Below are 23,147 nucleotides of genomic sequence, written 5' to 3'. Positions count from 1 at the left end.
GTACGAATGCGGGAGTAATAGCGTCGTCACCCTGCTGCCACCTCACTACGATCCCTCGAAGTCGATAGTATAAGCTCACAGGTCGCCTCTCGTTCACCGTGACAGACACGACAACCATCGCCGTCTTCGGCGCGACCGGTCGCACCGGCCGACCGCTCGTCGAGCAGGCGCTCGGCCGTGGGGTCGACGTCGTCGCGTTCGTCCGCGACGCCTCGGGACTCGACGTCGACCACGAGCACCTCACCGTCGTCGAGGGCGACGCCTACACCGGGACGAACGTCGCAGAGGCCGTCGCCCCCGGTGGCGACCCCGTCGACGCCGTCGTCAGCGTCCTCGGCCAGTCCGACGAGACACCGGACGACCTGCTGACCGTCGCGGGGCGGAACGTGATGGCTGCGATGCGCGACCACGGCGTCGACCGCTACGTCACGCTCACCGGCGCGGGTGTCCGGACCGACCGTGACGACCCGTCGCTCGGCGGGCGGGCGATGAACGCCGTGATGAAACTCGTCGCTCGTGACGTGCTGGCCGACGCCAGCACGCACGCGAAAGCGGTCGCCGACAGCGACCTGCGCTGGACTATCGTCCGCCCGCCCCGACTCACCGAGGACGCCGCTACCGGCGAGTACGCGGCGGGCTACCTCCGACTGGGTGCTCGTGAGCGTCTCCCCCGCGAGGACCTCGCGACGTTCCTGCTGGACTGTGTCGAGGACGGTACCTACGTGGGCGACCTGCCGAACGTCACCAACTGATGGGGTTTCTCGTCACCGGCGCGACCGGCACGACCGGTCGCGGGGTCGTCCGCGAACTGCTCGCCGACGCCGACCACGAGGTTCGCGCGGGCACACGGTCGCCCGACCGCTACGACGGCCCCGACGCCGCGACTCCCGTCCGCTTCGACTTCACCGACCCCACCAGCTACGGCGCGTTCGCCGACTGTGACGGTGTGTTCCTCGTCCGTCCACCGGCGATGGGTCGGGTCGAACGCGACCTGTTCCCCGCCATCGACGCGATGGAGCGAGCGGGCGTCCAGCGCGTCACCGTCCTCTCGGTACTGGGTGCCGACCGCGTCCCGATACTCCCCCACCGCCGCATCGAGCGGCGCGTCGAGTCGTCGTCGCTCGACTACGCGTTCCTCCGGGCCGCCTACTTCATGCAGAACCTCGCGGCGGTCCACGCCGCCGACGTCCGTGGCGGCGAACTCGTCGTCCCGGCCGGAGACGGCCGCGTGGCGATGGTCGACGCCCGCGACGTGGCCGCCGTCGGTGCCCGGACGCTCCTCGACGCGGGTGGTCGCCGGACGCTCGACCTGACCGGCCCGTTCGCGCTCGACTTCCACGAGGCCGCCCGCACGTTCTCGCAGGTACTCGGGTTCGACGTCGAGTACACGAACCCGTCGTTCCCGACGTTCGTCGGAGAGATGCGTGCTCGTGGCGTCCCGACGGGGCTGACGCTGGCGATGTGTGGCGTCTACGCACCGACTCGACTCGGTCTGACCGGCCGGGTCGGCGACGGCGTCGAAGAACTGCTGGGGCGACGACCACGGTCGTTCGAGCGGTTCGTCGGTGACTACCGCGACGTCTGGACGTGACCCCTCGTCGCCGTGGCGCTGTCTGGCCGAACTACTGGACGTCCTTCCCTTCCGCGAGGTCCTCGCGCTCCTCGGCGAGGTAGACGTTCGCGTCCGGGTGCTGGTCGGCGTCCTCGACCACTTCGCCGTCCTCGCGCAGCGCTTCGAGGTTCCCCTTCGCCGTCTCCCGGTCGGTGCCGCCGACGGTGACCATCGCGTCCAGCAGCGTCGACTCGGGGACGCCCTGCTCGAACGCGTTCGTCTCCGAGAACAGTCGGAGGTAGGTCCGTGGGTCGGACTCGCCGCCGAGTCGGTCGTGCCACGACGCGGGATAGAGGCTGATACGGTCGTCGTCGACGGGATAGACCGTCTCGTCGCCCGCCCACTCGTCGCCGTCGGTGGTCGCGTCGTCGAGGTTCGTGCGCAGCCCCTCCGCGTCGACGGTCGGCGTCTCCTCGCTCAACTGCGTCACGTAGGCGTCGTACGTCTCGCGGGCGACGCCCGGTCGGTCGGTCGGGTGTCCACGCTCGACCAGTGCGAGGAACTCCGTCGCGGTGAGGTACTTGCTCCGACTGCCCGCCTCGTCGAGGACGGCACGGCGTAGGTCGGTCATAGCTCGCTCTACGAGGGCAGGACTGATAGGCGTGCGGACGGCGGCCAGTCACGCGGGGTTCGTCGCCGCGAGAAACCGACCGACGGCGAAGCGACTGGGCGGTCGGAAGACGAGAGAAATCGAGAGTCCGCGTTAGCGAGCGGCGGCGGCGACGCGCTCTTTCTCCTCTTTCTGGTTGATGGGGTAGGCCTGCACGTCGTAGTCGGCCGCGCCGATGAGGGTGCGTGCGAGCGCCTCGGCGGCCGACGTCTTCGTCTTGTACGACCCGCTCTGAGTACCCTGCGCGATGAACTTCAGCGCCTGGTCGACGCGGCGCTGGGGAGCGACGTCGACGGCCTTCGGGACGGAGATGCCACCGTACTTGAGGCGGACGGTCTCCTCACGCGGCCCGGAGTTCTCGACGGCCCCGACGAGCACCTGGACCGGGTTCTCGTCGGTCTGCTCGTGGACGATGTCGAGAGCGTCGCGGACGATCTGGGTCGTCTTCTGCTTGCTGCCCGTGTTCTCGTCGGTCTGCATCAGGCGGTTGATGAGTCGCTCGACGATGCTGATCTCGCTCTTCTTGAACTGCTTGTTCGCGTGGCGACCCATCGTGTGGGCGATGGGTGTCACGGTGATGTAGCGTTCCGTCGAGGGGTCGGAGTAGACGATGTCCGAGACGTCCCACTTCGTGAACAGCAGCGCGTCGACCGACGACTCCTCGTCGTCGGTGCCAGCGGGTGCGTCGGGTTCGGGAGCTTCTTCCTCGCTCATTATCGCACCGGCTTCTCCGCGTTCCCGCGGACGAGTTCGATCATCGAGACGCCGTTGACCTTCTCGACCTTGTAGTTGACACCGGAGAGGTCGCCCATCGCACGACCTTTCGCCCCGCCGATACCGGCGATGGTGACCTCGTCGTGTTCGTCGATGAACGAGATGGCACCGTCACCGGGACAGAACGCGGTGACCTGCTTCCCGTTCTTGATGAGCTGGACTCGGACGCACTTCCGGATGGCCGAGTTGGGCTGTTTCGCCTCGATGCCCACCTTCTCCAGTACGATACCGCGGCCCTGTGGGGCCCCTTCGAGCGGGTCGGACTTCTTGCCCAGCCCGCGAGCGCGACGCGCGTACTTCGAGTCGGACCACCGTCGGTTCTGGCGGTCCTTCTGAAGCTTCCGCGCGGCGTACTTGCCGTTCGCCATAGTGGAGCGAAGTACCTACCCGAGCTACTTAAGGCTCCCTTTTCGCCGCCGTGTGCGGGGTATTCACGAACGCGACGGCGGATTCCGGCCGCGGCGCAACTCGCTCGGACCGGGAGGCGTCGCGCCCGTGTCGTCTCCGAACCCTCTTGTACTTCGATACTGTATCGGCCGAACATGGCAAACGCATCGTCCGAGGGTGCCGCCGGAGAGCGCGAACGCCCGGCACAGCAATCCCCATCGTCCTCGCTCGGGTCGTCGCTGCTCGCCCGAGCGGTCGGCTTCGTCGTCGCTATGTTCGCTATCGGCTTCGGTATCGACATCCTGATCGTCCCGCTCATCGGCGACAGCGAGATGATCCAGGTCATCATCGCGATCTTCCTCTGCCTCGGGCTGATCACCATCCTCCTGACGGTGCTCGCAGGCGTGCTGGCGCTCGTCCGCCGCGTCCGGCGCTGACCCCGACACGACCGACCGTATCGCTCCCGACCGACGCCGCTCACCGTTCTCCCGTCCTCGACTCGAAGAGGTGTCCGACCCGCGTGCTGTCGCCCGACTACGTCAGTTCGACGTCGTCCACGTCGTAGTGCCGTTCGGCGAGCGTCCGGGCACGGTCGATGGTCCGACCGTCCGTCCCGATGGCGACGCCGCGGTCCTCGTCGGCCACCTCGACGTACGCCACGCGGTCGTCGTTCTCACTGATGGTGACGTGGTAGACCGCTGCCGGCGCGAACGCGTTGGCGACGAACGCCTCGGGCGTGTCGGCGTCCTCGACGAGTTCGACACGGCGGCCGACCTGCCGTTCGACACGCTTGACGTGCCGGCCGTCCGGCCCGATGGCCTTTCCCATCTCGCCGGGTGGGACGACGAACACCAGTCGTTCGTCGTCGACCAGACAGTCGCGGGCCGACACGTCCGTCTCGTCTTCGAACAGCGTGATGTAGCGCAACGCCTCGTCCGACAGCGTGACACGCATCTCAGTCGGCGCTCTCCGATTCCGTCCGCGACCCCATCCGCAGCGTCACGTCGCCGGTGCCCAGTTTGATGGGCTTGCCGACGATGACGTTCTCCGTCACGCCGTCTAAGTCGTCGACTTCGCCGTGGATGGCGGCGTCGAGCAGGTGGTTGACCGTCACCTCGAACGCCGCACGCGCGAGCACCGAGTCCTTGTTGCCGGAGATGCCGTGCCGACCGATGGACTCGATGGTACCGGGGTTCGTCATCATGTCCGCGACCAGCATCAGGTGACGGATGTTGACGTTACCCAGCCCCTGTTCTTCGAGCGTGTTCATCGTCTCGTTGATGATGGTCTCGCGGGCGGCTTCGACGCCCAGTTGGCGGTATATCTCGTGGATGTTGTTACACGTCGTCCGCGAGCCGTCGACGCCCTCGATGTCCAGTACCTTGCCGAAGGCGCTCCCCTCGGTGTAGAGGACGAACTCCTCGTCGTCGGTGTCGGGGTCCTCGGTCTGCTCCTTGCGGATGACGACGCGGGAGACGTCGCCCAGCCCCTTGAAGACGATCTCGCGGAGCTCTTCGACCAGCTGGAGCAGGCCACGATAGGACGGTTCGTCGGGGCCGAACTCGATGGTCGCGTCGTCGGGTTCGACGGCGTCGACGTCGAGTTTCGACTCGATGGTCTCGGCGATCTCGCCGGTGATCTCGGCGGTCGTTCCCGCCGTCGGCCAGCGCTCTTGGAGCGTCTCCCCGTTGAGGTCGATGCGGACGAGCATGTCCGCGACGTTCGTCGAGACGTCACCGAGCGCGAGGATGCGTGTCGCCTCGATCTGCCAGACGACCTCGTGGGCCGCGTCGCGTTCGGTGTACTCCTCGCCGGTCTCTTCCATCCGGGTCTCGACGTACTCGGGGTCGACGAACACCTTCATCGTCGGGGTGTCCGGCGTCTTCCGGGCGTCCACCAGCTCGATGAGGCGGGGAAGCCCCTGCGTGACGTCGATCTCCGCGACGCCCGCGTAGTGGAACGTGTTCATCGTCATCTGCGTCCCCGGCTCACCGATGGACTGTGCGGAGACGGTCCCGACGGGGTCGAGCGGGTCGACCCGCGTATCGAGGTAGCGCTCCTCGACCGCTTCGGCCACCTCGATGGCCGTCTCACTGTCCGTGATGTCCTTCTCGTCGAGGACGGCGTACACCTTGTCCTTCAGCCGTCGCGGGAGGTCCGAGCCCTCCACGACCGTCTCGATGTCGTCAGTCGCTGCCATCAGTCGTCACCTGCGATGAAGCTGTCCATCTGTTCGGAGAGGTTGGTCTGTGTGTCGGTGAGGAACTCCTCACCCTCGTCGCCGAACTCGGCTTCGAGGACGGCGTCGGCGATGCCGTCGACGTCGATGTCGTTGTCGTCGTCCGACGAGACCTTGACGGGAGAGGTCCCGTCCTCGCCGAACTCGAACTGTACGATGGTGTCGCTGGTGTCCCGCACCGTCCCGTCGTACTGCGTCTCCAACTCGGAGAGCGCGTTGATGAGACGCCGCTGGAGGTAGCCGGACTTCGAGGTCCGGACTGCCGTGTCGACCAGTCCTTCGCGCCCACCCATCGCGTGGAAGAAGAACTCACGCGGGCTGAGACCGGAGCGGTACGACGACTCGACGAACCCGTGAGCGTCCGCCGAGAGGTCGTCGCGCGGGAAGTGGCTCAGCGTGCGGTCCTCGTAGCCACGGTTGATGCGCTCGCCGCGCACTGCCTGCTGGCCGACACAGCCAGCCATCTGCGTGAGGTTGAGCATCGACCCACGCGCACCCGAGCGAGCCATGATGACCGCCGGGTTGTCGTCCTCGAGGAACTCGTCGGCGATGTCACCGGCGGAGTCACGGGCCTTCCCGAGCGTCTGCATGATCTTCATCTCCAGGGTCTCGTCGACGGTTCGCCCCGGCAGCGATTCGAGGTCGCCGTTCTCGAACGTCTCGATGAGTTCCGCGACACGCTCGTAGGCGTTGTCGATGGCCTCGCCGATCTGCTCTTCGGCCTCGCCGGGCACCGACTCGTCGTCGATACCCACCGAGAACCCGAAGTGCATGATGGCACGCATCGCCAGCGTCGCCACCTCGTTGATGAACATCCGCGCGCGCGTCGTCGAGTACTGCTTGCAGATGGTGTCGACGACCTCGCCGCCGAACGCACCGACGGCGTCCTCGTCGACGGTCCCCTCGACCAGTTCGCCGTCCACGATACGGACGGTGTCGCCCGTCGAGGAGGAGAACTCCAGTTCGAGTCCCGGCGGCAGCAGTTCCGAGAAGATGGTCCGACCGGTCCAGAACGGAATCCCGTCGTCGTTCTCGCCGTCCGGTTCGGGCAGTTCGTCGACCCGCGTCGCACGGAGCAGGTCGAGCGCCTGCGTCTCGTTGAAGTTCGGGTTCTCGTTGGTCAGCAGGTACGTCCCGCTGATGTGGTCCTGAATCGCCCCGATGATGTTCTCGCCCATCTTCGGCGAGAGGATCTGCTCTTGGACGCGCATCAGGACGCGCGCCTCCGCACGGGCCTCCTCGTTCTGGAGGGCGTGCATGTTCATCTCGTCGCCGTCGAAGTCGGCGTTGTACGGCGGACAGACGACGGTGTTGAGTCGGAACGTCTTGTACGGCATCACCACGACCTCGTGGGCCATGATGGACATCCGGTGGAGCGACGGCTGTCGATTGAAGATGACGATGTCGCCGTCGACGAGGTGGCGGTTGACCTCCCAGCCGGCCTCGACCTTCTCGGACAGTTCCTCGCAGTTCTTCTCGGTCACCTTCAGCCGACGCCCGTCCGGCCGCTTGACGTAGTTCGCGCCGGGGTGACCCTCGGGGCCGTTCTGGACGTAGCGGCGGGCCTCCGCGATGTTACGCTCGGTGACGTTCATCGTCTGGGTCATCTCGGTCGCGACACGGTCGGGGACACCGACCTCGTTGAGCGACAGCGTCGGGTCCGGCGAGATGACGGTTCGCGCCGAGAAGTTGACGCGTTTCCCGGAGAGCGAGCCACGGAAGCGTCCCTCTTTGCCCTTCAGCCGCTGGCTGAGGGTCTTGAGCGGACGGCCGGAGCGGTGACGGGCGGGCGGCGTGCCCGAAATCTCGTTGTCCATGAACGTCGTCACGTGGTACTGGAGCAGTTCCCACAGGTCCTCGATGATGAGCTGTGGCGCACCCGCCTCGCGGTTCTCCATGAACCGCTGGTTGATGCGGATGATGTCCACGAGCTTGTGGGTCAGGTCGTCCTCCGACCGCTGGCCGTTGTCCAGCGTGATGGAGGGACGGGCCGTCACCGGCGGCACGGGCAGGACGGTCAGAATCATCCACTCGGGGCGGGACTTCTCGGCGCTGATACCCAGCACGCGGATGTCCTCGTCGGGGATGTTCTCGAACCAGTCGCGGATGTCCGAGGGCATCAGCTTGTTCATGTCCTCCTCGGTGAGGTCGACGTTCAGCGCCTTCTCCAGGGCCTTGCGGTCGTCCGGTCGCGGCCGGAACTCACCGGAGAGGATCTCGCTGATACGCGAGGCGTCGATACCCGTCTGGTCGGCGACGTCCGAGGGCGACTGCGCCTCCCGGTCGACGTCACCTTCCTCCTCGTCACCGACGGGACGGCCCTCCATCGCCGCGGCGATGCGGTCGGTGTAGTCCGCCGCGAGCACGTCCTGGACCTCGTAGTACGTGGTCGGCTTCTCGTGGTTGATGTCGTACTGCTTCTCCCCGCAGTACGGACAGCGCTTTTTCTTTCTGGCCTGCCGGATGGCGGCCTTGGTGACGTCGTTGAGGTCGTCGCCGAGCTGGCGCGTCCGTTCGAGGTTGTTCCGGAACTCCTCGCGCTCGTCCTCGTCGAGACAGAGCCGCGAACACTCGCGGCACGTCCCGCGCAGCAGACGGCGGATGAGCTTCGAGAACCCGACGTGGATGACGGGGGCGGCCAGTTCGATGTGGCCGAAGTGCCCGTTACACGACCCGCTGTGCTTGCCGCAGGTCTTGCACTCCAGACCGGGGTCGATGACGCCCAGTCGCGGGTCCATCAGCCCCATGTCGATGGGGAACCCGTCGTCGTCGTAGGTGTCGGCCGTGATGACCTTCGTGGCCGACATGTCGCGGTACTCCTCGGGGTTCATCAGCCCGAAGCTGAGAGACCCGATCTCCTTGGGTGAGGAATTGACACTCATGTTAGACTGCGTCCTCCAGTTCGATTCGCGGGGCGATGCCCAGCGCCTTCATCTCGTCGAGCAGCAGTTTGAACGCGTAGCTCATCTCGACGCGGTGGATGTCCGTCTCCTCCTCGCAGTTCGGACAGTAGATGCGCCGTTGCTCGACGTTCTCGACGGCGGTCATCCCACAGTTGCCACAGATATCGATGTACTCGCGGTCGGACTCGTCGAGGAGGCGCTCTTTGAGCGCCATCGCCGCGCCGTGCCCGATGAGCACGTCGCGCTCCATCTCCCCGACACGCAGTCCACCCTCACGCGCACGCCCCTCGGTGGGCTGACGGGTCAGCACCTGCACCGGCCCGCGCGACCGCGCGTGAATCTTGTTCGAGACCATGTGGTACAGCTTCTGGTAGAAGATGACGCCGACGAAGATCTCGGCCTCGATGCGCTCGCCGGTGATACCGGAGTACATGACCTCCTTGCCCGCGGAGTCGAAGCCCTTCTCCTCCAGCGCGCTGCGCAGTTCCTCCTCGTCCTCGCCCTGGAAGGCGGTCCCGTCGACGCGTCGCCCTTCGAGCGCGCCGACCTTCCCGCCGAGCATCTCCAGGACGTGCCCCACCGTCATCCGCGACGGCAGCGCGTGCGGGTTGAGGATGAGGTCCGGAACCATCCCCTCCTGGGTGAACGGCATGTCCTCCTGTGGAGCGAGGTGGCCCACGACCCCCTTCTGACCGTGTCGGGACGCGAACTTGTCCCCGAGTTCGGGGATGCGCTGGTCGCGCACCGAGACCTTCGAGAGCTTCGAGCCGTCCTCGCCCTCCATCAGCGTCACCGTGTCGACGACGCCGTCCTCGCCCGAGCGCATCGTGACGCTCGTCTCACGGCGCTTCTGGGGCGACAGCCCGCCCATGTCGTCGGGCTCTTCGAGGAATCTCGGGGGACTCGTCTTCCCGAGCAGGACGTCGTTCTCGTCGACCACCGTCTCGGGGTTGACGAGGCCGTCCTCGTCGAGGTGCGTGTACGCGTCCTCGCCGCGTGCGCCACGGACCTCGTCGGAGGGAATCTCGAAGCGGTCCTCCTGCCCGCCAGGGTAACGCCGTTCCTCGCCCTCGTAGGTCCGGAAGAAGTGAGAACGAGCGAGCGCACGCTCGACCGACGCCTTGTTCATGACGAGCGCGTCCTCGATGTTGAACCCCTCGTAGCTCATCACCGCGACGGTGAAGTTCTGTGCGGCCGGCCGGTCGTCGTACCCGATCTGTTCGGTGGTCTGGGTCTTGACCATCGAGAGCTGTGGGTAGTGCAGCAGGTGCTGCCGGGTGTCCGGCCGGATGCGGTAGTTCGCGCTCGGCAGCCCGAGCGACTGTTTGACCATCCCCGACCCCATCGTGATGCGGGGCGAGGCGTTGTGTTCGGGGTACGGAATCATCCCGGCACCGATACCGAAGATGAGCTGCGGGTCGATCTCGAGGTGGGTGTGGTCCTCGCTGACCTCATCCTCGTCGACCGCGACGTAGATGTCCTCCTCCTCCTCGGCGTCGATGAACTCGATGGCTCCGGTCTCGACGAAGTCCTCGAACGTTATCTGGTCGGCGTCGAGCGCCTCGATGTCCTCCTCGTCGACGCGCGGTTCGCCGTCCTCGACGACGATGAGGGGGCGACGGGCACGGCCGGCGTCGGCGTTGACGATGACCTCGCCCGTGCGCTCGCGCACGGAGACGTTGACCATCTGGCTGACGTCGCCGCGACGGCGCGCCTGACGGATGTCGCTCGCGAGCTTGTTCGGGTCGGGGTGCGTCCCGACCAGGCTTCCGTTGACGTAGACTTTCGCTTCTCGTGACTGGCTCATGTTAGTCGTCTGCTGGCTGCTGGTCGAACGTCTCGATACCCGGGATGCCCTCGACGCCCATCGCCGAGAGCTCCCGTTTCAGACCCCGCTCGTCGGCGACGTCCTGACTGAGCTCCATCGCCTGCGCGAAGTTCTTGACGAGCCCACAGTTCGGTCCCTCCGGCGTCTCCGAGGGACAGATGCGACCCCACTGGGTCGCGTGCAGGTCGCGGGCCTCGAAGTGGGGCTGCGAGCGACTCAGCGGCGAGCGCAGGCGTCGCAGGTGAGAGAGAACTCCCATGAAGTCCGTCCGGTCGACGAGCTGACTCACGCCCGAGCGCCCACCGACCCAGTTGCCCGTGGCGATGGGGTGTTCGAGGCGCTCGGTGAGCACGTCCGAACGGAGACCGTCGAGACCGAGAGGTTCCGGTTGCGCATGTTCGCGCGTTCGAGCTGGTACTTCACGTCGCGTGCCAGCTTGTTCAGCGCGGTGCGGAACAGGTCACGCATCAGGTCACCGCTGACCTTCAGGCGCTTGTTGGCGTAGTGGTCCTTGTCGTCGGCGTCGCGCCGCCCGAGCGCGAGTTCGAAACACGCCTCGGCCATCCGACAGAGGTAGAACGCCTTGTTGAGGCGGACCTCCTCCTCGTCGATGCCGTCCTCGTGGAGGTGCGGCAGGAGGTACCGGTCGATGACGTAGTTGGCGCGTTTCAGCTGGTAGTTCTTCCCCTGGCCCGACGCGACGCGTTTCCCGAGCGTCTCGATAGCCTCCGGGGTCGACTGGACCTCGGCGGCCTCCAGGTTCTCCAGCATGAACTTCACGATTTCGGGGTCGTCGCTGACGCGGTGGACGATCTCCTCGTCGGACTCCACCCCGAGCGCACGCACGAGCGTGACGAAGTTGATGCTCCCCGAGACGGAGGGGAACGACACTTCGAGCAGCCCCTCGCGGTTGCGCTCACAGAGCACGAGCGCGCGGTAGCCACGACGCTGACTGAACGTCTTGGCGACCTGGATGTCGTCGCCGTACTTCGTGTCGTGTTCGGCGAGGATCTTGTTCGGTGCGAGGTCCTCCGAGGTCATCAGCACGCGCTCGGAGCCGTTGACGATGAAGTAGCCACCGGGGTCGGCGGGGTCCTCACCGATCTCGACGAGTTCCTCGTCGGAGAAGCCGTGGATGTTGCACTTCGAGGAGCCGACCATGATGGGCATCCGGCCCACCTTCGTCTCGGCGGTGTCGACGACGTGCTCTTCTTCTTCTTTCCCCCCACGGATGATGGTCATCTCCATGAACACCGGCGCGGCGTACGTGATGTTCCGGAGGCGTGCCTCCTGTGGGTACAGCAGTTCCTCACTGCCGTCCGCCTCACGCACGCGCGGCGTCGTGACACGGACGTCACCGAGTTCGACGAAGACGGGTTCTTGCCCCTCCTTGTCGCCGATGTCGGTGTCGATGGTCTCTTTCTCGTCGACGACCTCCTGCATCCCCCGTTCGAGGAACGCGTTGAACGACCGGAAGTGGTGTTCTGCGAGGCGGTCACGCGAGAAGTACTGTCGAGAGATGGTGCGGCGGTCTGCCCTGTTCATTCTATAACCAGTCGATAGACGACGGCTCGCTCTGCTGTTCGTGATTCGCGGTCGATACGGATGACGTCACCTACCTCCACGTCCAGTTCGCGGAGCGGTGGGTCGCGGCGCTTGATTTTCGGCAGGTCTGTGCGGTCGATGTTGTACTCGTCCAGCACCCCTTCGAGTTCCTCCTCCTCGACGATGGTGTGCTCGGGAACGAGATTGTGTTGGCTTGCGTCTACCATGTGTTCCTGACGGTGGAGAAAGCTATCACGAGATACTACAGCGGGTTATTCGGCCGGGGGACAAAACGCTTACTATCCACGGGAAGCACGGCTGTCGCCGTGCCGTCAGGCACTGCCTCTTCCTTCGCCACGAGGGAACGTTAATCTGTCCCTCTGTCGGGCGCTACCACAGGTACAGGAGCGAACGTTTGGAAAGTCTTAAATGTATCTCCGGGTTACGAGTGAGTACAGGGTGCCCGGGTGGTGTAGTGGCCCATCATACAACCCTGTCACGGTTGTGACGCGGGTTCAAATCCCGCCTCGGGCGCTTCTCTGATTTCAACGCGATGAGCGGCACCGCTGCTCGGTGGTTCCAAACCGGTGCGCTGATTGTACGCACCCGGTGAGTCTGGTCCAATATGAACAGTAAGGACGTCGGGGATACGACCGAAGCGACCGTTTTAGCTCGCCTGATGGCCAGTGGGTACTCGGTTAGCGTTCCGTTCGGGGACAACGACCCGTACGACCTCGTCGTGGAGGGGGACGACCGGTTCTACAGGGTCCAGTGCAAGACCGCTTGGCAGAACAAGACGGACACGATACGGTTCAACACCCACTCACAGACCACTCGCGACGGCGAGTACGACGAGAGGACGTACCAGGGTCGTGTCGACGCGTTCGCGGTTCGCTATCCACCCACCTCGGTGCTGTACTGGATTCCGATCGAGGACGCGACGACGCAGAAGATGGAACTCCGGTTCGAAGCCGAAATCGACCATCCGGCCATCAACTGGGCAAGTGAGTACGAGTTCGACGGGCCGATTCCACGAGACGGGCCGTGACGGTCCGGCGACTCGCTGTGACGTCCTTCTCCCGTGAGTCACCGACGCTCGAGTGGCACTCCGCTCACCGATACCGTTCGTGGACCGCCAACCCGTCGGCCTCCAGCACTTCGCGTTCGACCGGAATCTCTCTGTCCAGTCGTTCGAACACCTCCTCACACGGGATCCCCGGCGGGCCGTCGAACGTTTCGGCGGTCACCTGTCCGGAGACGCTGTAGACGACACCACCGAGGCCGGCGTACGCGATACCGGCCGCGCACATCGGACAGGGTTCGGTGCTGGTGTACATCACGGTGCGCTCGCGTTCGTCGGCGCTCATCTCGCTGCCGGCGCGGCGTGCGAGCGTCAGTTCGGGGTGGAGTGCGAGGTCGTCGTCGCTCGCCTCGCGGTTGGTCTCCTCCAGCACCACCTCGTCGTCACGGACGAGAACCGCCCCGTAGGGACCGTCGCCGCGGTCGCCGGCCTCGCGGGCGAGTTCGATGGCGCGTTCGACGTACTGCTCGTGGTCGGTGTCGGGAATCGACATGGGTCGACCACGCGCGCCGGGGAGTGATAGCTTGGGGTCGGGTCGGTCGTCGCCGGATTCCGAGGCGACGCGGTTCGTTCCGTCGCGTTCCGTCCCGCCGTGTCGCGTTCAGTCGTCGCCGTCGATGCGTACCCGGCGGCCACCGTCGCGGGCGGACTCGTAGGCCGCTTCGAGGACGGCGGTGACGTAGTAGCCGTGGCGGGCCGTCACCGGCGGTTCGGTGCCGTCGGCGACGGCGTCGACGAACGCCTCTATCTTCCCGCGTGAGCCCTCGTCGTCCAGCATCGGCGTCGTGGTCGTGTTCTCGGCGTCGACCTCGTGGAGCGTCCGTTCGTGCCAGCCCCGACCGTCGATGTACGTCGCGCCGTCGTCGGTCCAGACGTGGACGTGTTCGCGGACGGCTGCCGTGTCGCCCGAGACGGTGAGGTTGGCGACGGCTCCGTTCTCGAACCGAATCGTGAGCAGCGCGTGGACGTCGACGCGTTCCGCGTCGTCGGCGAACACCATCTCGGCGCTGGCCGACGTCGGTGGCGAGTCGGTGAACCAGAGGACGATGTCGACGAGGTGGCTGCCGGTGTCGTAGAGCTGGCCGCCGCCGCTGAGGTCGGGGTTCGCCCGCCAGGTGTCGTGGAAGTTCTCGTACCAGTCCTGGGTTATCTCGGCGGTGACGAGCCGCGGGGTCGCCTCGTGGATTCGTTCGCGGGCGGCGAGGTAGGGCTGTTCGTGGTGGCGCTGGAACCCGACCATCGTCACCGGCCCGCGGGTCTCCGCCCGGTCGAGCAGGTCTCGTGCGTCCGCGACGCTCGTGGTGAACGGTTTCTCACAGTAGACGTGGAGGCCGCGGTCCATGGCGAGCGAGACGTGCTCGTGGTGGAGTGCGTGGGGTGTCGTCACGACGACGGCGTCGAGGTCCACGGTGTCGAGCATCCGCTCGGTGTCCTCGAAGCGCATCTCCGCCGGGACGCCGAGCGCCGCACCCGCCCGCGAGCGACTGTCGGCGCTGACGTCCGCGAGGGCGACGAGCGTCGCTCGGTCGTCGGCGAGTATCTGCCGGGCGACGACGGTTCCCCAACCGCCGGCACCGATGGACGCGATTCGTAGCGGGGTTGCAGTCGTAGTCACGGGACTCGGCTTCGACCCACTGGACCATAATCCCTCACGCTCTCGCGTGTGACCCCCGTGGCGAACGGTCCGCTTCGCCGACCGGTCCCCTCGTCGTCGCCACACCTCCGTCGCGGTACCACCGGCCGGTCAGAGGCCGCCACCGACCGCCGCGCCAGCGCCGGCGGCGAGCAGACACCCCCCGACCATCGCACCGAGCGCGAGGAGTGCTCGTCGCCGTCCCGTCGCCGCGAGGTCGACCGTCTCGACGGCCGCCGCCGAGAACGTCGTGAACGCACCACAGCCGCCGACGCCGACGAGCAGGACGGTCGTCCCGTCCCGTGGGACGGCGAGCAACACGCCGAGCAGGAAGCTCCCGAGGACGTTGACGAGGAGGGTGTCGAGGTAGTCGCGTTCGACCCGCTCGCCGACCGCGTAGCGGGCGAGTGCGCCGACGACCCCACCCACGCCGACGAGGGCGGACGCGGGGAGCACGCTCGCGTCGACCACGGTCACGGACTCCCCTCGCCGGACCGTCCTCGGTTCCCGACGGTCCGGCCGGCGACGACGGCCGCCATTCCGACGCCGTAGGTCGCCCCGACGTAGGCCGCTGCCGCGGTCGGCCGGAGTCCCGCCGTCTCGACGGCGAACGTGCTGTAGGTGGTGAACGACGAGCAGAACCCCGTTCCGAGCGTCAGCGAGACGGCCGGCGACCGCTCGCGGGCGGTGAGCGCACCCAGCGCGAACGCCCCGAGTACGTTGGCGGCGAGCGTCCCCCACGGGAGGCGGCCGGGGAGCCACGCCGCCGTCTCGGGAACCGTGAGCGCGAGGAGATAGCGACAGACCGCGCCCACGAACGCCCCGCCGGCGACCAGCGCGAGCGCCCGACCTCGTTCCATCGCCTCCGGATAGTCGGGCGGCTCCTACTACCCTTTCGGGTCGGTGCCGTCCGCGTTCGCGTCGTCTCCGTACTCGTGTCCGGGCTCGTCGTCGCTCGTCGCAACGTCGACTCGTGGGCTGGCACCGCCGTGAGGGGTCAGTCGCTCCCTGACGCGAATCGCGTGGACGCCCTCCGTCGCGTCGTCGACGACCATCGCGTCGCCCGGTCGCTCTGGCATCCGTGCCTCGAAGTCGTCGCCGACGTACGTCGGCCGCGTCTCGCGGAACGCGGCGAGGTCCGCCCGCCCCGTCAGTCGGTGCATCACGACGAGGTCGGACTGCGAGACGGCGACGTCCGGGAGGGCGCTGGGGCGCTGGGTCGCACAGACGAGGCTCACACCTGGGGCCCGCCCACGCGTGAGCAGTCGGCGAAGGGCGCTCGCCGCGACGCCCTCGAAGGCGACGTGCGCCTCGTCGACGAACAGCCACGGGAGTCGGTCGACCGTCCCGTCGAGTCGCCCTCGATAACACCGACTGGCGACGGCGAGACAGACCGCGTTCGTCGCCGCGTCGGGAAGCCCCGAACAGTCGAGCACGGTCGCTTTCGGTCCGGCGAGGTCGGGCGTCGCGCCGTCGAAGACGTCCCACGACCGTGCGAGCGCGAGGTGGTTCTCGGCGGCTACCCGGACCGCATCCGGGGCGTCCTGCTCGCCGACGGCGTCGACCATCCCGGCGAGCGTCGTCGTCTCGCTCGCCACGCGCCAGACGAGCGCACCGACCGCGCCCGTCGGGTCCAGTCCGAGCAGCGAACACCACGCCCGCGGGTCGAGCGCGTCGGCCCCGACCCGTGGCTCGACGACCCGCGCCGGAACCTCGTCGGGGGCGTCGGCGAGCGTGTCGAACGCGCCCATCGGGTCGACGAGTATCGGCGCGACGCCGTCGGTCCGGGCCGCCTCTTCGGCGAGGACGCCGAGCGTGTAGGACTTCCCCGATCCGCGTTTGCCGACGACGAGCGCGGCGTGTGGACCGCCGAGGTCGACACCCACCTCCTCACCGGGACTGCCGTCGCGGGCGCGGTACGCACCGAGGTGGCCGACCGGGCCGAGACCGTCCGTCGAACCGAGAACGTGCATGGCGGGTGCTGGTCGCGGCCTCCGGTTTCAACCCTCGGCGACCCCCGTCGCTTCCGGCCGTCGGTCGGCGGCCGGGCCGCCGCTCGCTCTCCGAACGTTCAAGTACCGTGACGGGACCACGCCGGCCCATGTTCGACCGGTTCGACACGGACGCCGTCCACGAACAGTTCGCTGACCTCCGCGAGGACGAACGCGCCATCGAGGGGTTGCCCATCCGACTGGTCATCGCGCTGGTCGTCGGCGTCGCCTCGCTCAGCGTGATGATGCAGATGCTCTCGGGGGTGTCGGGACTCGCCGTCACCGAACTCGACACACAACCGGAACCCGAGGTGGTCACGCCCGGCGACCAGACGGTCGACGTCCGCGTCGTCACTCCGGAGGGTCGCCCGGTGGCCGGTGCGACGGTCGTCGCCAAGGCCGACACCGCCCGCCTCGACGGTATCGCCACCGCGGAGACCGACGCGGACGGGACGGCCACGTTCGACCTCGCGCCGACGCTCGGTCCGAACCAGGCCGACGGGACCGTCGTCTTCGAGGTGAAACCGCCCGCGGGAAGCGAGTTCGTCGACCGGCGAGCGAACACGAAACTGCTGGTCGTCGCGGAACGCTGAACGAGAAACGGTGGCCGGACGGCGACGAGTGACTACCGCCGGCCCTGGAGTCGCTCGTCCCAGTCGAGCCACTCGTGTTCCCAGCCGTGTCGCCGCGAGGCACCGCGCTGGGCGTGTTCGCGGTCCTCTCGGAGGGTGCGGTTCCGTTCGACGGTGTCGGCCTGCTCGCCCTCGACGAGCATCGGTTTGAACAGGACGGGGCCGTGGCGTTCGAGGACGCGACTGCCGGGGCCGACGGTGACGAGCGACTGACTGCCGCCACCCTGGGGCATCACGAGTCGGCCGTCGTCGGCGAGCTGATTCACGAGCGCCCGCGGCGGTTCGATAGCGGCCGCTTCCAGGAGGACGCAGTCGTAGGGGGCGTACTCGGGGAGCCCGTGCATCCCGTTTCGCTTGTCGACGAGCACCTCGCCGTAGCCGGCCGATTCGAGGTTGCTCCGGGCCTCGTACACCAGCGGTCGAGTGATGTCGATTGCGTGGACGTTCGCCGCGCCGGCGATTTCGGCGACGACGGCCGTCGTGTAGCCGACGCCCGCGCCGACGACGAGGACGCTGTCGCCCTCGTCGGGCGCGAGCGCTTCGAGGAGCCGAGCGGCCGTACTCGGGGCGAGGACCGTCGTTCCGTGGTGTTCGTGGGCGCGGTCGGCGTACGCGCTGTCCTCGTCGCCGACGAACTCGTGGCGGGGGACGTCGCGCATGGCGAGGCCGACGGCGTCGCTTCGCACGACGCCTTTCGCCTCGTATTCGAGGCTGTCGACCATGTCCTCGCGGAGGACGTCCGGTTCCATGGCCGGATTCGGGGTTCGAGCGGTAAATATCGAGCGGCTATCGACCGACGACCGCCCGGTCGTCGAGCCCCGGAATATCGACGACCGTCGCCTCGCCGTACCCGGATTCCTCGACCAGCGAGACGACACCGGCCCGGTCGTGGACGCTCGCCGTCCCTTCACGGGCGAAGGCGTCGAGCGCCGCGAGCGTGGCGTACCCGTCGTCGCCCGTTTCGGCGACGGGTTCGACGAAGACACACGTCGGAGCGGCCGCCCGAGCGTTCCGCAGGACCGTGGTCGCCCCGCCCTCGTCCAGTCGGTACAGGACGCCGACGCCCGCCACGAGGTCCGCTTCGGGGAGCGAGCATCCCGAGTCTGCCGGGTCTCCCCCCCGGAGCGTCACCGACTCGTGTTCGAGTCCGGCCCGTGACGCGTCGACCCGTTCGGGCGTGTCGACGAGCGTCACCTCGCGTCGGCGGGCGGCCACCTCGACGGCGTGGGGTCCGGGCGCGTCACCGACCAGCACGACGGACTCGGCGTCGGGTGCCTCGCGGAGCATCGCCGTGACGGCCCCACGGACCTGCGCCTCGGGACGGGCCGCACGTGCGCCCAGTTCGTTGCGTGTCCGGTGTTCGGAGCGCGGTGGGGACTCGCCACGGGCGGTCCCGGGGAACGCCAGCCACGCGTCGAGGCGGTCCAGGTCGTGTGAGAGCCGACCGATGGAGCGCACGTCGGTCTTCGTCAGGATACCGAGCATCCGGTTCGTGGGCTGGTACTCGCCGCCGACGTCCTTCAGGAACCCCCGGTCGGCCAGCGCCTCGACGAGCAGGTCGGCGGCGTGCGGGTCGATCCCCGTCTCCTCGGCCACGCCCTCGGCGGTTCCCGTCGTCGTCGCCAGCGCGTCGAGGACGCCGGTCCGACGGGCGGCGTGACACAGCAGACGTTCGCGGTACTCGTCGGTCCCGAGGTCCCGTGTCGGCATGACTCGGCGTTCCGCGGCCAGCGAGAAAACCCTGTCCGAGTCGCCGCGGCGTGGTGGCGTGGTGGCGTGGTCGCTCCGGTCAGCCCTGCATCGGGACGAACCGGACACGACCCTCCGTCCGGCGGGACACCGTGCCGTCCTCGTTCTTGTCGAGGACGACGAGTTCCTGAACCGCCTCGCCGACCGGTGCGACGAGTCGCCCGCCGGGTGCGAGCTGGTCGACCAGCGCGTCGGGCAGTTCGGCGGGGGCGCACGTCGCGTAGACGGCGTCGTACGGGGCGTGGTCGGCCCACCCCTCGCGGCCGTCGCCGGTGCGGACGTGGACGTCGTAGCCGAGCAGCGACAGCGTGTCGCGGGCGCGGTTCGCCAGGCTCTCGTGGTACTCGACGCTGTAGACGTGCTCGTCGCCGACGAGTTCGGCGGTGACGGCGGCGTGGTAGCCACAGCCAGTCCCGACTTCGAGCACGCGGTCACCCGGCGACAGCGCGAGGTGGTCGGCCATGATGGCGACCATGTGCGGGGCGCTGACGGTCTGGTCCTCGCCGATGGGCAGGGGTCGGTCGGTGTACGCCTGTCCCCGCCGGTCCTCGGGGACGAACCGGTGGCGGGGAACGCGGCGCATCGCTTCGAGCACCGACTCGCGCTGGATGCGCCCGCTGTCACGGAGCGCGTCGACGAGTCGGTTTCGCTCGTCGTTCCGGTCGTCGCCGTCGTCCGCGTCGGGGTCGCTCCCGTGGTCACTCATGCGACCGGGTTACCAGGCCGACCAGGCGTCGCTGGTCTCGTCGTCGCCGTAGACGCGCTTGATGTCCTTGGCGATGGCGTCGTCGCCGTCGTAGCGTAGTTGGTCCATGTCGGTGCCCGGCCCGACGGCGTCCGAGCGGAGTCGGATGGACTTGACGGTGAACTCCTCGTCGCCCAACTCGACCATCTCGCCGACGACGAACTCGTGGTCGCCCGGCAGGAGGAAGTCCACACTCCGGGTCCCGTCGTGGGTGCCGTCTTTCGGGTTCAGCGTGACGGGGACGGTGACGTTGTCCACGGCGCGGGTCCAGAACGTCTCGACGTCCTCTACGGGTGCGGACTCCGCGCGCTGTTCGTTCCCGAGGTCGAGGCTCGTGATGCGGACGGTCAGCAGCGCCTCGGGGGCGTCGACGATGAACTCCTCGCCGACGGCGACCCGCTCGGTCGGCGGGGCGTTGACGTGGGTCTTGAACGACTCGCCGTCCTGCGAGACGATGACGGTGCGTTCGACCTCCTCCTCCTCTTCGATACGGGTCTTGTGCGTGTGGTCGCACTCCGTACAGCGGACGGTCAGCGTGTCGCCCGGCGCGAGCACCTCGTGGACGGTTTCGAGGTCCGGCGAACAGGCCGGGCAGGACACGGCGACCTGCTGTGTGGGTTCGCTCATACTCCGGTTTCCCGGTCGGGACGTAAAAGGACGCGGTCACACGACGGTTCGTGGGATTCGCCCGTCGGGCCGGTGACTCGACTCAGTTCGGGGTCGGAAGGTCGATTTCGTCTCCATCGGCGTAGACGGTCGGATTCCGGACGATGCCGTCGAGGTGGAGCGGTGCGTCGGTGTCGCCGCCGATGCCCGCGTCGTCGCCGATAGCGATGTGGACCGTGCCCGCCGCCTTCTCGTCGAGTAGGACGGAGCCTACCAGTTCCGTCACGGCGACGTTCGTCCCGATACCGAGTTCCGCGAGGTTGTACGCGTCCCGGCCGACCTGTTCCGCACCGGTCTCGACCTGCTGGCGGACCTCGTCGTCGGAGATGTCGGTGACGTAGCCGTCTTCGACCTCGAAGCGCAGTTCGCGGCCGTCGAGACGGCCGTAGGGCATCATCGTCCCGTCGACGACGTACGTCCCCTCGACGGACTCCGGGCTGACGAACGTCTCTCCCGCCGGGAGGTTCGAGAACTGGCCGGCCTCGTGGACGATGCCGGTGTCCTGCATCCACTCCCGGTCGCCGGGGTGGAACGTGATATCCGTCCCGTTGGGGGCGGTGACGCGGACCTCCTCGGCGTCGGCGACCTGCTCGTAGGTCTCGCGCGTGTGGCGCTCGATGGCGTCGTAGTCGGTGTCTAACCCCGTCGTGAACACCTCCTCGGTGATGCCTGGGAGCGTCGCACCGCGTGCGCCCGCCGCGCAGGCCGCCGACCGGGCGCGGGTGTGGCTCAGGCTCTTCGAGGTCGGTGCGAGGAAGACGTCGGCCTCGCGCATCGCGGCCGCGACGGCGGCCGGTGGCTCCTCGCCGTGTTGCTCGCCGACCGGGTAGCGGACGATGCTCACGTCGTCCGCGACGGCGCTGGCGGCGTCGTACAGCGCCTCGCCGATGGGTTGGCGTCTCTCGTCGGTGACGACGAGACAGGACTCGTCGGCCCCGAGCGCCATGCACTGTTCGATAGCCGTCCTCGCGGGGGCTGTGAGGTCGCTCATGGCTGGGGATTGCCGACCGTCGGAGTTAGTCCTTCTCACATCGGTCCTGTCTCCCGTCTTCGGCCGGCGGAGCACGCGCCCGTCGCCCCGCCAGTGGCTGCCGGTATTGACTCGACTCCGAGTGAATCTCGGCGCTTTGAGGGTGGTAGCCACGGAATAGTTATGAGCCGCGACGGGGCACCTTCGACCATGATACGAGTGGGCATCAACGGCTACGGCACCATCGGGAAGCGCGTCGCGGACGCCGTCGCCGCCCAACCGGACATGGAGCTGGTCGGCGTCGCCAAGACGCGCCCGAACTTCGAGGCCGAGACGGCGGTTTCGAAGGGCTACCCGCTGTACGCCGCCATCGAGGACCGCCTCCCGCTGTTCGAGGAGGCGGGCATCGACGTCGCCGGGGGCGTCGAGGAACTCGTCGAAGCCAGCGACGTAATCGTCGACGCCTGTCCCTCGGGTATCGGCGCGGAGAACAAGGCGCTGTACGAGGAGTACGACACGCCAGCGCTCTACCAGGGTGGGGAGGACGCCGACCTCGTCGACGTCTCGTTCAACGCTCGCGGGAACTACCAGGAGGCCGAGGGCGCGGACCACGTCCGCGTCGTCTCGTGTAACACGACCGGCCTCTCGCGTCTGCTCGCGCCCCTGCAAGAGGAGTACGGGGTACAGAAGGCCCGCGTCACGCTCGTCCGCCGTGGCGGCGACCCGGGTCAGACCGGTCGCGGACCCATCAACGACATCCTGCCGAACCCGGTCACCCTGCCGAGCCACCACGGCCCGGACGTCAACACTATCTTCCCGAGTCTGAGTATCGACACGCTCGGGATAAAGGTGCCGGCGACGCTGATGCACACTCACTCCGTCAACGTCCAGTTAGAGGAGGTTCCCACGGCCGAGGAGGTCCGCGACCTGCTGGGTGCGGAGTCGCGTCTGTTCCTCGTCCCCGAGAAGTACGCCATCGACGGCGCTGGGAAGCTGAAGGAGTTCGCCATGGACCACGGCCGACCGCGCGCGGACATCTGGGAGAACTGCATCTGGGACGAGTCTATCTCGATGGAAGGGGACGACCTCTACCTGTTCCAGGCCATCCACCAGGAGTCCGACGTGGTCCCGGAGAACGTCGACGCCGTCCGTGCCGTCCTCGGCGCGGCCGACCGCGACGAGTCGATGGCCCGCACGGACGAGGCGATGGGCATCGGGTTCTGAGACGGCCTCGCCCGCCGACCGCTCTCGTCGGCCGTCGTCACCGATCGTCTCGTCGCCGAAGCTGTCACTGCGAGGACTCGCTCGTTCACGACAGGTGTACACAGAAAGTTCATGTGTTGGAGATTCTTCCTAGTGGGCATGGGACCTCGTGACAGGGACGACCGCGACCCCTTCGACGACATCTTCCGTGAACTCAGTCGGATGATGGACGACATGATCGGAGCGGACATGGGGGTGGACGTCCACACCGCGGCGGACGCCGGGTTCGGCGACGACGTGCACATCACCACCGAAGAGGACGACGAGCACGTCTACGTCGTCGCCGACCTTCCGGGCGTCGAGAAGGAGGGAATCGACATCAAGTGCGACGGACGGACGCTGACCATCGGGGCCGCGAGCGACCGTCGACAGTACGAAGAGCGCCTCCGCCTCCCGACGCGCGTGGACGAACACGGTGCGAAAGCGACGTTCAACAACGGCATCCTCGAAGTGACGTTCCCGCGAGCGGACTCCGCCGACATCAACCTCGACTGACCGGGGGACGCGCGACTTCGTCAC

Annotated in this window: 25 protein-coding genes, 1 tRNA gene and 1 pseudogene; 8 read left to right on the top strand and 19 right to left on the bottom strand. The window is 67.6% G+C overall.

The window, feature by feature from the left end:
- The first annotated feature begins 98 nt into the window (after nucleotides 1-98).
- The gene (locus tag GQS65_RS14125; RefSeq protein WP_368280193.1) at nucleotides 99-752 is read left to right on the top strand and encodes an NAD(P)H-binding protein; all 654 of its coding nucleotides are present in this window, start codon (nucleotides 99-101) and stop codon (nucleotides 750-752) included.
- Nucleotides 752-1,591, top strand: a complete 840-nt coding sequence (locus GQS65_RS14120; protein WP_199268468.1) for an NAD(P)H-binding protein — start codon at nucleotides 752-754, stop codon at nucleotides 1,589-1,591. Before GQS65_RS14125 ends, GQS65_RS14120 begins: the two co-directional genes overlap by 1 nt.
- Nucleotides 1,592-1,622: 31 nt before the next feature.
- Here GQS65_RS14120 and GQS65_RS14115 read toward each other — a convergent pair whose 3' ends face one another.
- From GQS65_RS14115 to GQS65_RS14105, 3 genes are all read right to left on the bottom strand, one after another.
- Nucleotides 1,623-2,183 (bottom strand): hypothetical protein, encoded by a 561-nt coding sequence (locus GQS65_RS14115; protein WP_158205267.1) that lies wholly within the window; start codon nucleotides 2,181-2,183, stop codon nucleotides 1,623-1,625.
- A gap of 132 nt (nucleotides 2,184-2,315) precedes the next feature.
- On the bottom strand, nucleotides 2,316-2,936 hold the full coding sequence (locus GQS65_RS14110; RefSeq protein ID WP_158205266.1) for a 30S ribosomal protein S7: 621 nt from the start codon (nucleotides 2,934-2,936) through the stop codon (nucleotides 2,316-2,318).
- Complete coding sequence (locus GQS65_RS14105) at nucleotides 2,936-3,364, bottom strand: 30S ribosomal protein S12 (RefSeq protein ID WP_158205265.1); 429 nt, start codon at nucleotides 3,362-3,364, stop codon at nucleotides 2,936-2,938. The genes GQS65_RS14110 and GQS65_RS14105 overlap by 1 nt, the downstream gene beginning before the upstream one ends.
- Nucleotides 3,365-3,538: 174 nt before the next feature.
- Between GQS65_RS14105 and GQS65_RS14100 the strand changes: the two genes are divergently transcribed.
- Nucleotides 3,539-3,820, top strand: a complete 282-nt coding sequence (locus tag GQS65_RS14100; protein WP_158205264.1) for a hypothetical protein — start codon at nucleotides 3,539-3,541, stop codon at nucleotides 3,818-3,820.
- Between the two features lie 97 nt (nucleotides 3,821-3,917).
- On the opposite strand, the gene GQS65_RS14095 is transcribed toward GQS65_RS14100, so the two are convergent.
- The 6 genes and pseudogenes from GQS65_RS14095 to GQS65_RS14070 form a co-directional block, all read right to left on the bottom strand.
- The gene (locus GQS65_RS14095; protein ID WP_158205263.1) at nucleotides 3,918-4,337 is read right to left on the bottom strand and encodes a NusA-like transcription termination signal-binding factor; all 420 of its coding nucleotides are present in this window, start codon (nucleotides 4,335-4,337) and stop codon (nucleotides 3,918-3,920) included.
- Between the two features lies 1 nt (nucleotide 4,338).
- Nucleotides 4,339-5,583, bottom strand: coding sequence for a DNA-directed RNA polymerase subunit A'' (gene rpoA2 / locus GQS65_RS14090; RefSeq protein ID WP_158205262.1), 1,245 nt, complete (start codon nucleotides 5,581-5,583; stop codon nucleotides 4,339-4,341).
- Complete coding sequence (locus GQS65_RS14085) at nucleotides 5,583-8,504, bottom strand: DNA-directed RNA polymerase subunit A' (protein WP_158205261.1); 2,922 nt, start codon at nucleotides 8,502-8,504, stop codon at nucleotides 5,583-5,585. Before GQS65_RS14085 ends, rpoA2 begins: the two co-directional genes overlap by 1 nt.
- A 1-nt stretch (nucleotide 8,505) precedes the next feature.
- Complete coding sequence (gene rpoB / locus GQS65_RS14080; RefSeq protein ID WP_158205260.1) at nucleotides 8,506-10,332, bottom strand: DNA-directed RNA polymerase subunit B; 1,827 nt, start codon at nucleotides 10,330-10,332, stop codon at nucleotides 8,506-8,508.
- A gap of 1 nt (nucleotide 10,333) precedes the next feature.
- A pseudogene (locus GQS65_RS14075) lies at nucleotides 10,334-11,898 on the bottom strand (DNA-directed RNA polymerase subunit B'').
- Nucleotides 11,895-12,125, bottom strand: coding sequence for a DNA-directed RNA polymerase subunit H (locus tag GQS65_RS14070; protein WP_158205259.1), 231 nt, complete (start codon nucleotides 12,123-12,125; stop codon nucleotides 11,895-11,897). Before GQS65_RS14070 ends, GQS65_RS14075 begins: the two are co-directional and overlap by 4 nt.
- A gap of 234 nt (nucleotides 12,126-12,359) precedes the next feature.
- Here GQS65_RS14070 and GQS65_RS14065 point away from each other — a divergent pair.
- Together GQS65_RS14065 and GQS65_RS14060 are read left to right on the top strand one after the other, a co-directional pair.
- A tRNA-Asp gene (locus GQS65_RS14065) sits at nucleotides 12,360-12,432 on the top strand.
- 91 nt (nucleotides 12,433-12,523) lie between these two features.
- Nucleotides 12,524-12,946 carry a group I intron-associated PD-(D/E)XK endonuclease gene (locus GQS65_RS14060; protein WP_158205258.1) on the top strand — a complete coding sequence of 141 codons (423 nt, stop codon included), beginning with the start codon at nucleotides 12,524-12,526 and terminating at the stop codon, nucleotides 12,944-12,946.
- Between the two features lie 64 nt (nucleotides 12,947-13,010).
- Here GQS65_RS14060 and GQS65_RS14055 read toward each other — a convergent pair whose 3' ends face one another.
- From GQS65_RS14055 to GQS65_RS14035, 5 genes are all read right to left on the bottom strand, one after another.
- Complete coding sequence (locus GQS65_RS14055) at nucleotides 13,011-13,472, bottom strand: nucleoside deaminase (protein WP_158205257.1); 462 nt, start codon at nucleotides 13,470-13,472, stop codon at nucleotides 13,011-13,013.
- Nucleotides 13,473-13,580: 108 nt separating this feature from the next.
- Nucleotides 13,581-14,594: a Gfo/Idh/MocA family oxidoreductase gene (locus GQS65_RS22150; RefSeq protein ID WP_368280189.1), complete on the bottom strand. Its 1,014-nt coding sequence runs from the start codon at nucleotides 14,592-14,594 to the stop codon at nucleotides 13,581-13,583.
- A 129-nt stretch (nucleotides 14,595-14,723) separates the two neighbouring features.
- Nucleotides 14,724-15,089, bottom strand: coding sequence for a CrcB family protein (locus GQS65_RS14045; RefSeq protein ID WP_368280188.1), 366 nt, complete (start codon nucleotides 15,087-15,089; stop codon nucleotides 14,724-14,726).
- Nucleotides 15,086-15,472 (bottom strand): fluoride efflux transporter FluC, encoded by a 387-nt coding sequence (locus tag GQS65_RS14040; RefSeq protein ID WP_158205256.1) that lies wholly within the window; start codon nucleotides 15,470-15,472, stop codon nucleotides 15,086-15,088. The genes GQS65_RS14045 and GQS65_RS14040 overlap by 4 nt, the downstream gene beginning before the upstream one ends.
- 27 nt (nucleotides 15,473-15,499) lie before the next feature.
- Entirely contained in the window at nucleotides 15,500-16,585 is a 1,086-nt protein-coding gene (locus GQS65_RS14035; RefSeq protein ID WP_158205255.1) for an ATP-binding protein, read from the bottom strand.
- A gap of 128 nt (nucleotides 16,586-16,713) precedes the next feature.
- Here GQS65_RS14035 and GQS65_RS14030 point away from each other — a divergent pair, with 128 nt between their 5' ends.
- Complete coding sequence (locus tag GQS65_RS14030) at nucleotides 16,714-17,196, top strand: prealbumin-like fold domain-containing protein (RefSeq protein ID WP_158205254.1); 483 nt, start codon at nucleotides 16,714-16,716, stop codon at nucleotides 17,194-17,196.
- Between the two features lie 32 nt (nucleotides 17,197-17,228).
- Here the strand turns inward: GQS65_RS14030 and GQS65_RS14025 are convergent, their stop codons facing one another.
- From GQS65_RS14025 to GQS65_RS14005, 5 genes are all read right to left on the bottom strand, one after another.
- Nucleotides 17,229-17,984, bottom strand: a complete 756-nt coding sequence (locus GQS65_RS14025) for a protein-L-isoaspartate O-methyltransferase family protein (protein WP_158205253.1) — start codon at nucleotides 17,982-17,984, stop codon at nucleotides 17,229-17,231.
- Between the two features lie 37 nt (nucleotides 17,985-18,021).
- On the bottom strand, nucleotides 18,022-18,945 hold the full coding sequence (locus GQS65_RS14020; RefSeq protein WP_158205252.1) for an SAM-dependent methyltransferase: 924 nt from the start codon (nucleotides 18,943-18,945) through the stop codon (nucleotides 18,022-18,024).
- Between the two features lie 79 nt (nucleotides 18,946-19,024).
- Nucleotides 19,025-19,690, bottom strand: a complete 666-nt coding sequence (locus GQS65_RS14015; RefSeq protein WP_158205251.1) for a protein-L-isoaspartate(D-aspartate) O-methyltransferase — start codon at nucleotides 19,688-19,690, stop codon at nucleotides 19,025-19,027.
- A gap of 9 nt (nucleotides 19,691-19,699) precedes the next feature.
- A complete protein-coding gene (locus tag GQS65_RS14010; RefSeq protein ID WP_158205250.1) occupies nucleotides 19,700-20,356 on the bottom strand; it encodes an HVO_0476 family zinc finger protein in 657 nt (218 codons plus the stop codon).
- A gap of 82 nt (nucleotides 20,357-20,438) precedes the next feature.
- The gene (locus GQS65_RS14005; protein ID WP_158205249.1) at nucleotides 20,439-21,386 is read right to left on the bottom strand and encodes an aminopeptidase; all 948 of its coding nucleotides are present in this window, start codon (nucleotides 21,384-21,386) and stop codon (nucleotides 20,439-20,441) included.
- A gap of 189 nt (nucleotides 21,387-21,575) precedes the next feature.
- Between GQS65_RS14005 and GQS65_RS14000 the strand changes: the two genes are divergently transcribed.
- Entirely contained in the window at nucleotides 21,576-22,589 is a 1,014-nt protein-coding gene (locus GQS65_RS14000) for a type II glyceraldehyde-3-phosphate dehydrogenase (RefSeq protein ID WP_158205248.1), read from the top strand.
- Nucleotides 22,590-22,727: 138 nt separating this feature from the next.
- A complete protein-coding gene (locus GQS65_RS13995; RefSeq protein ID WP_158205247.1) occupies nucleotides 22,728-23,123 on the top strand; it encodes an Hsp20/alpha crystallin family protein in 396 nt (131 codons plus the stop codon).
- The last annotated feature ends 24 nt before the right edge of the window (nucleotides 23,124-23,147 follow it).

Origin of the sequence: Halomarina oriensis (assembly GCF_009791395.1) — an archaeon.
Classification (GTDB): Archaea; Halobacteriota; Halobacteria; order Halobacteriales; family Haloarculaceae; genus Halomarina; species Halomarina oriensis.
The sequence above is the reverse complement of the archived record's forward strand: the minus strand, read 5'-3'. Positions and strand labels throughout refer to the sequence as shown.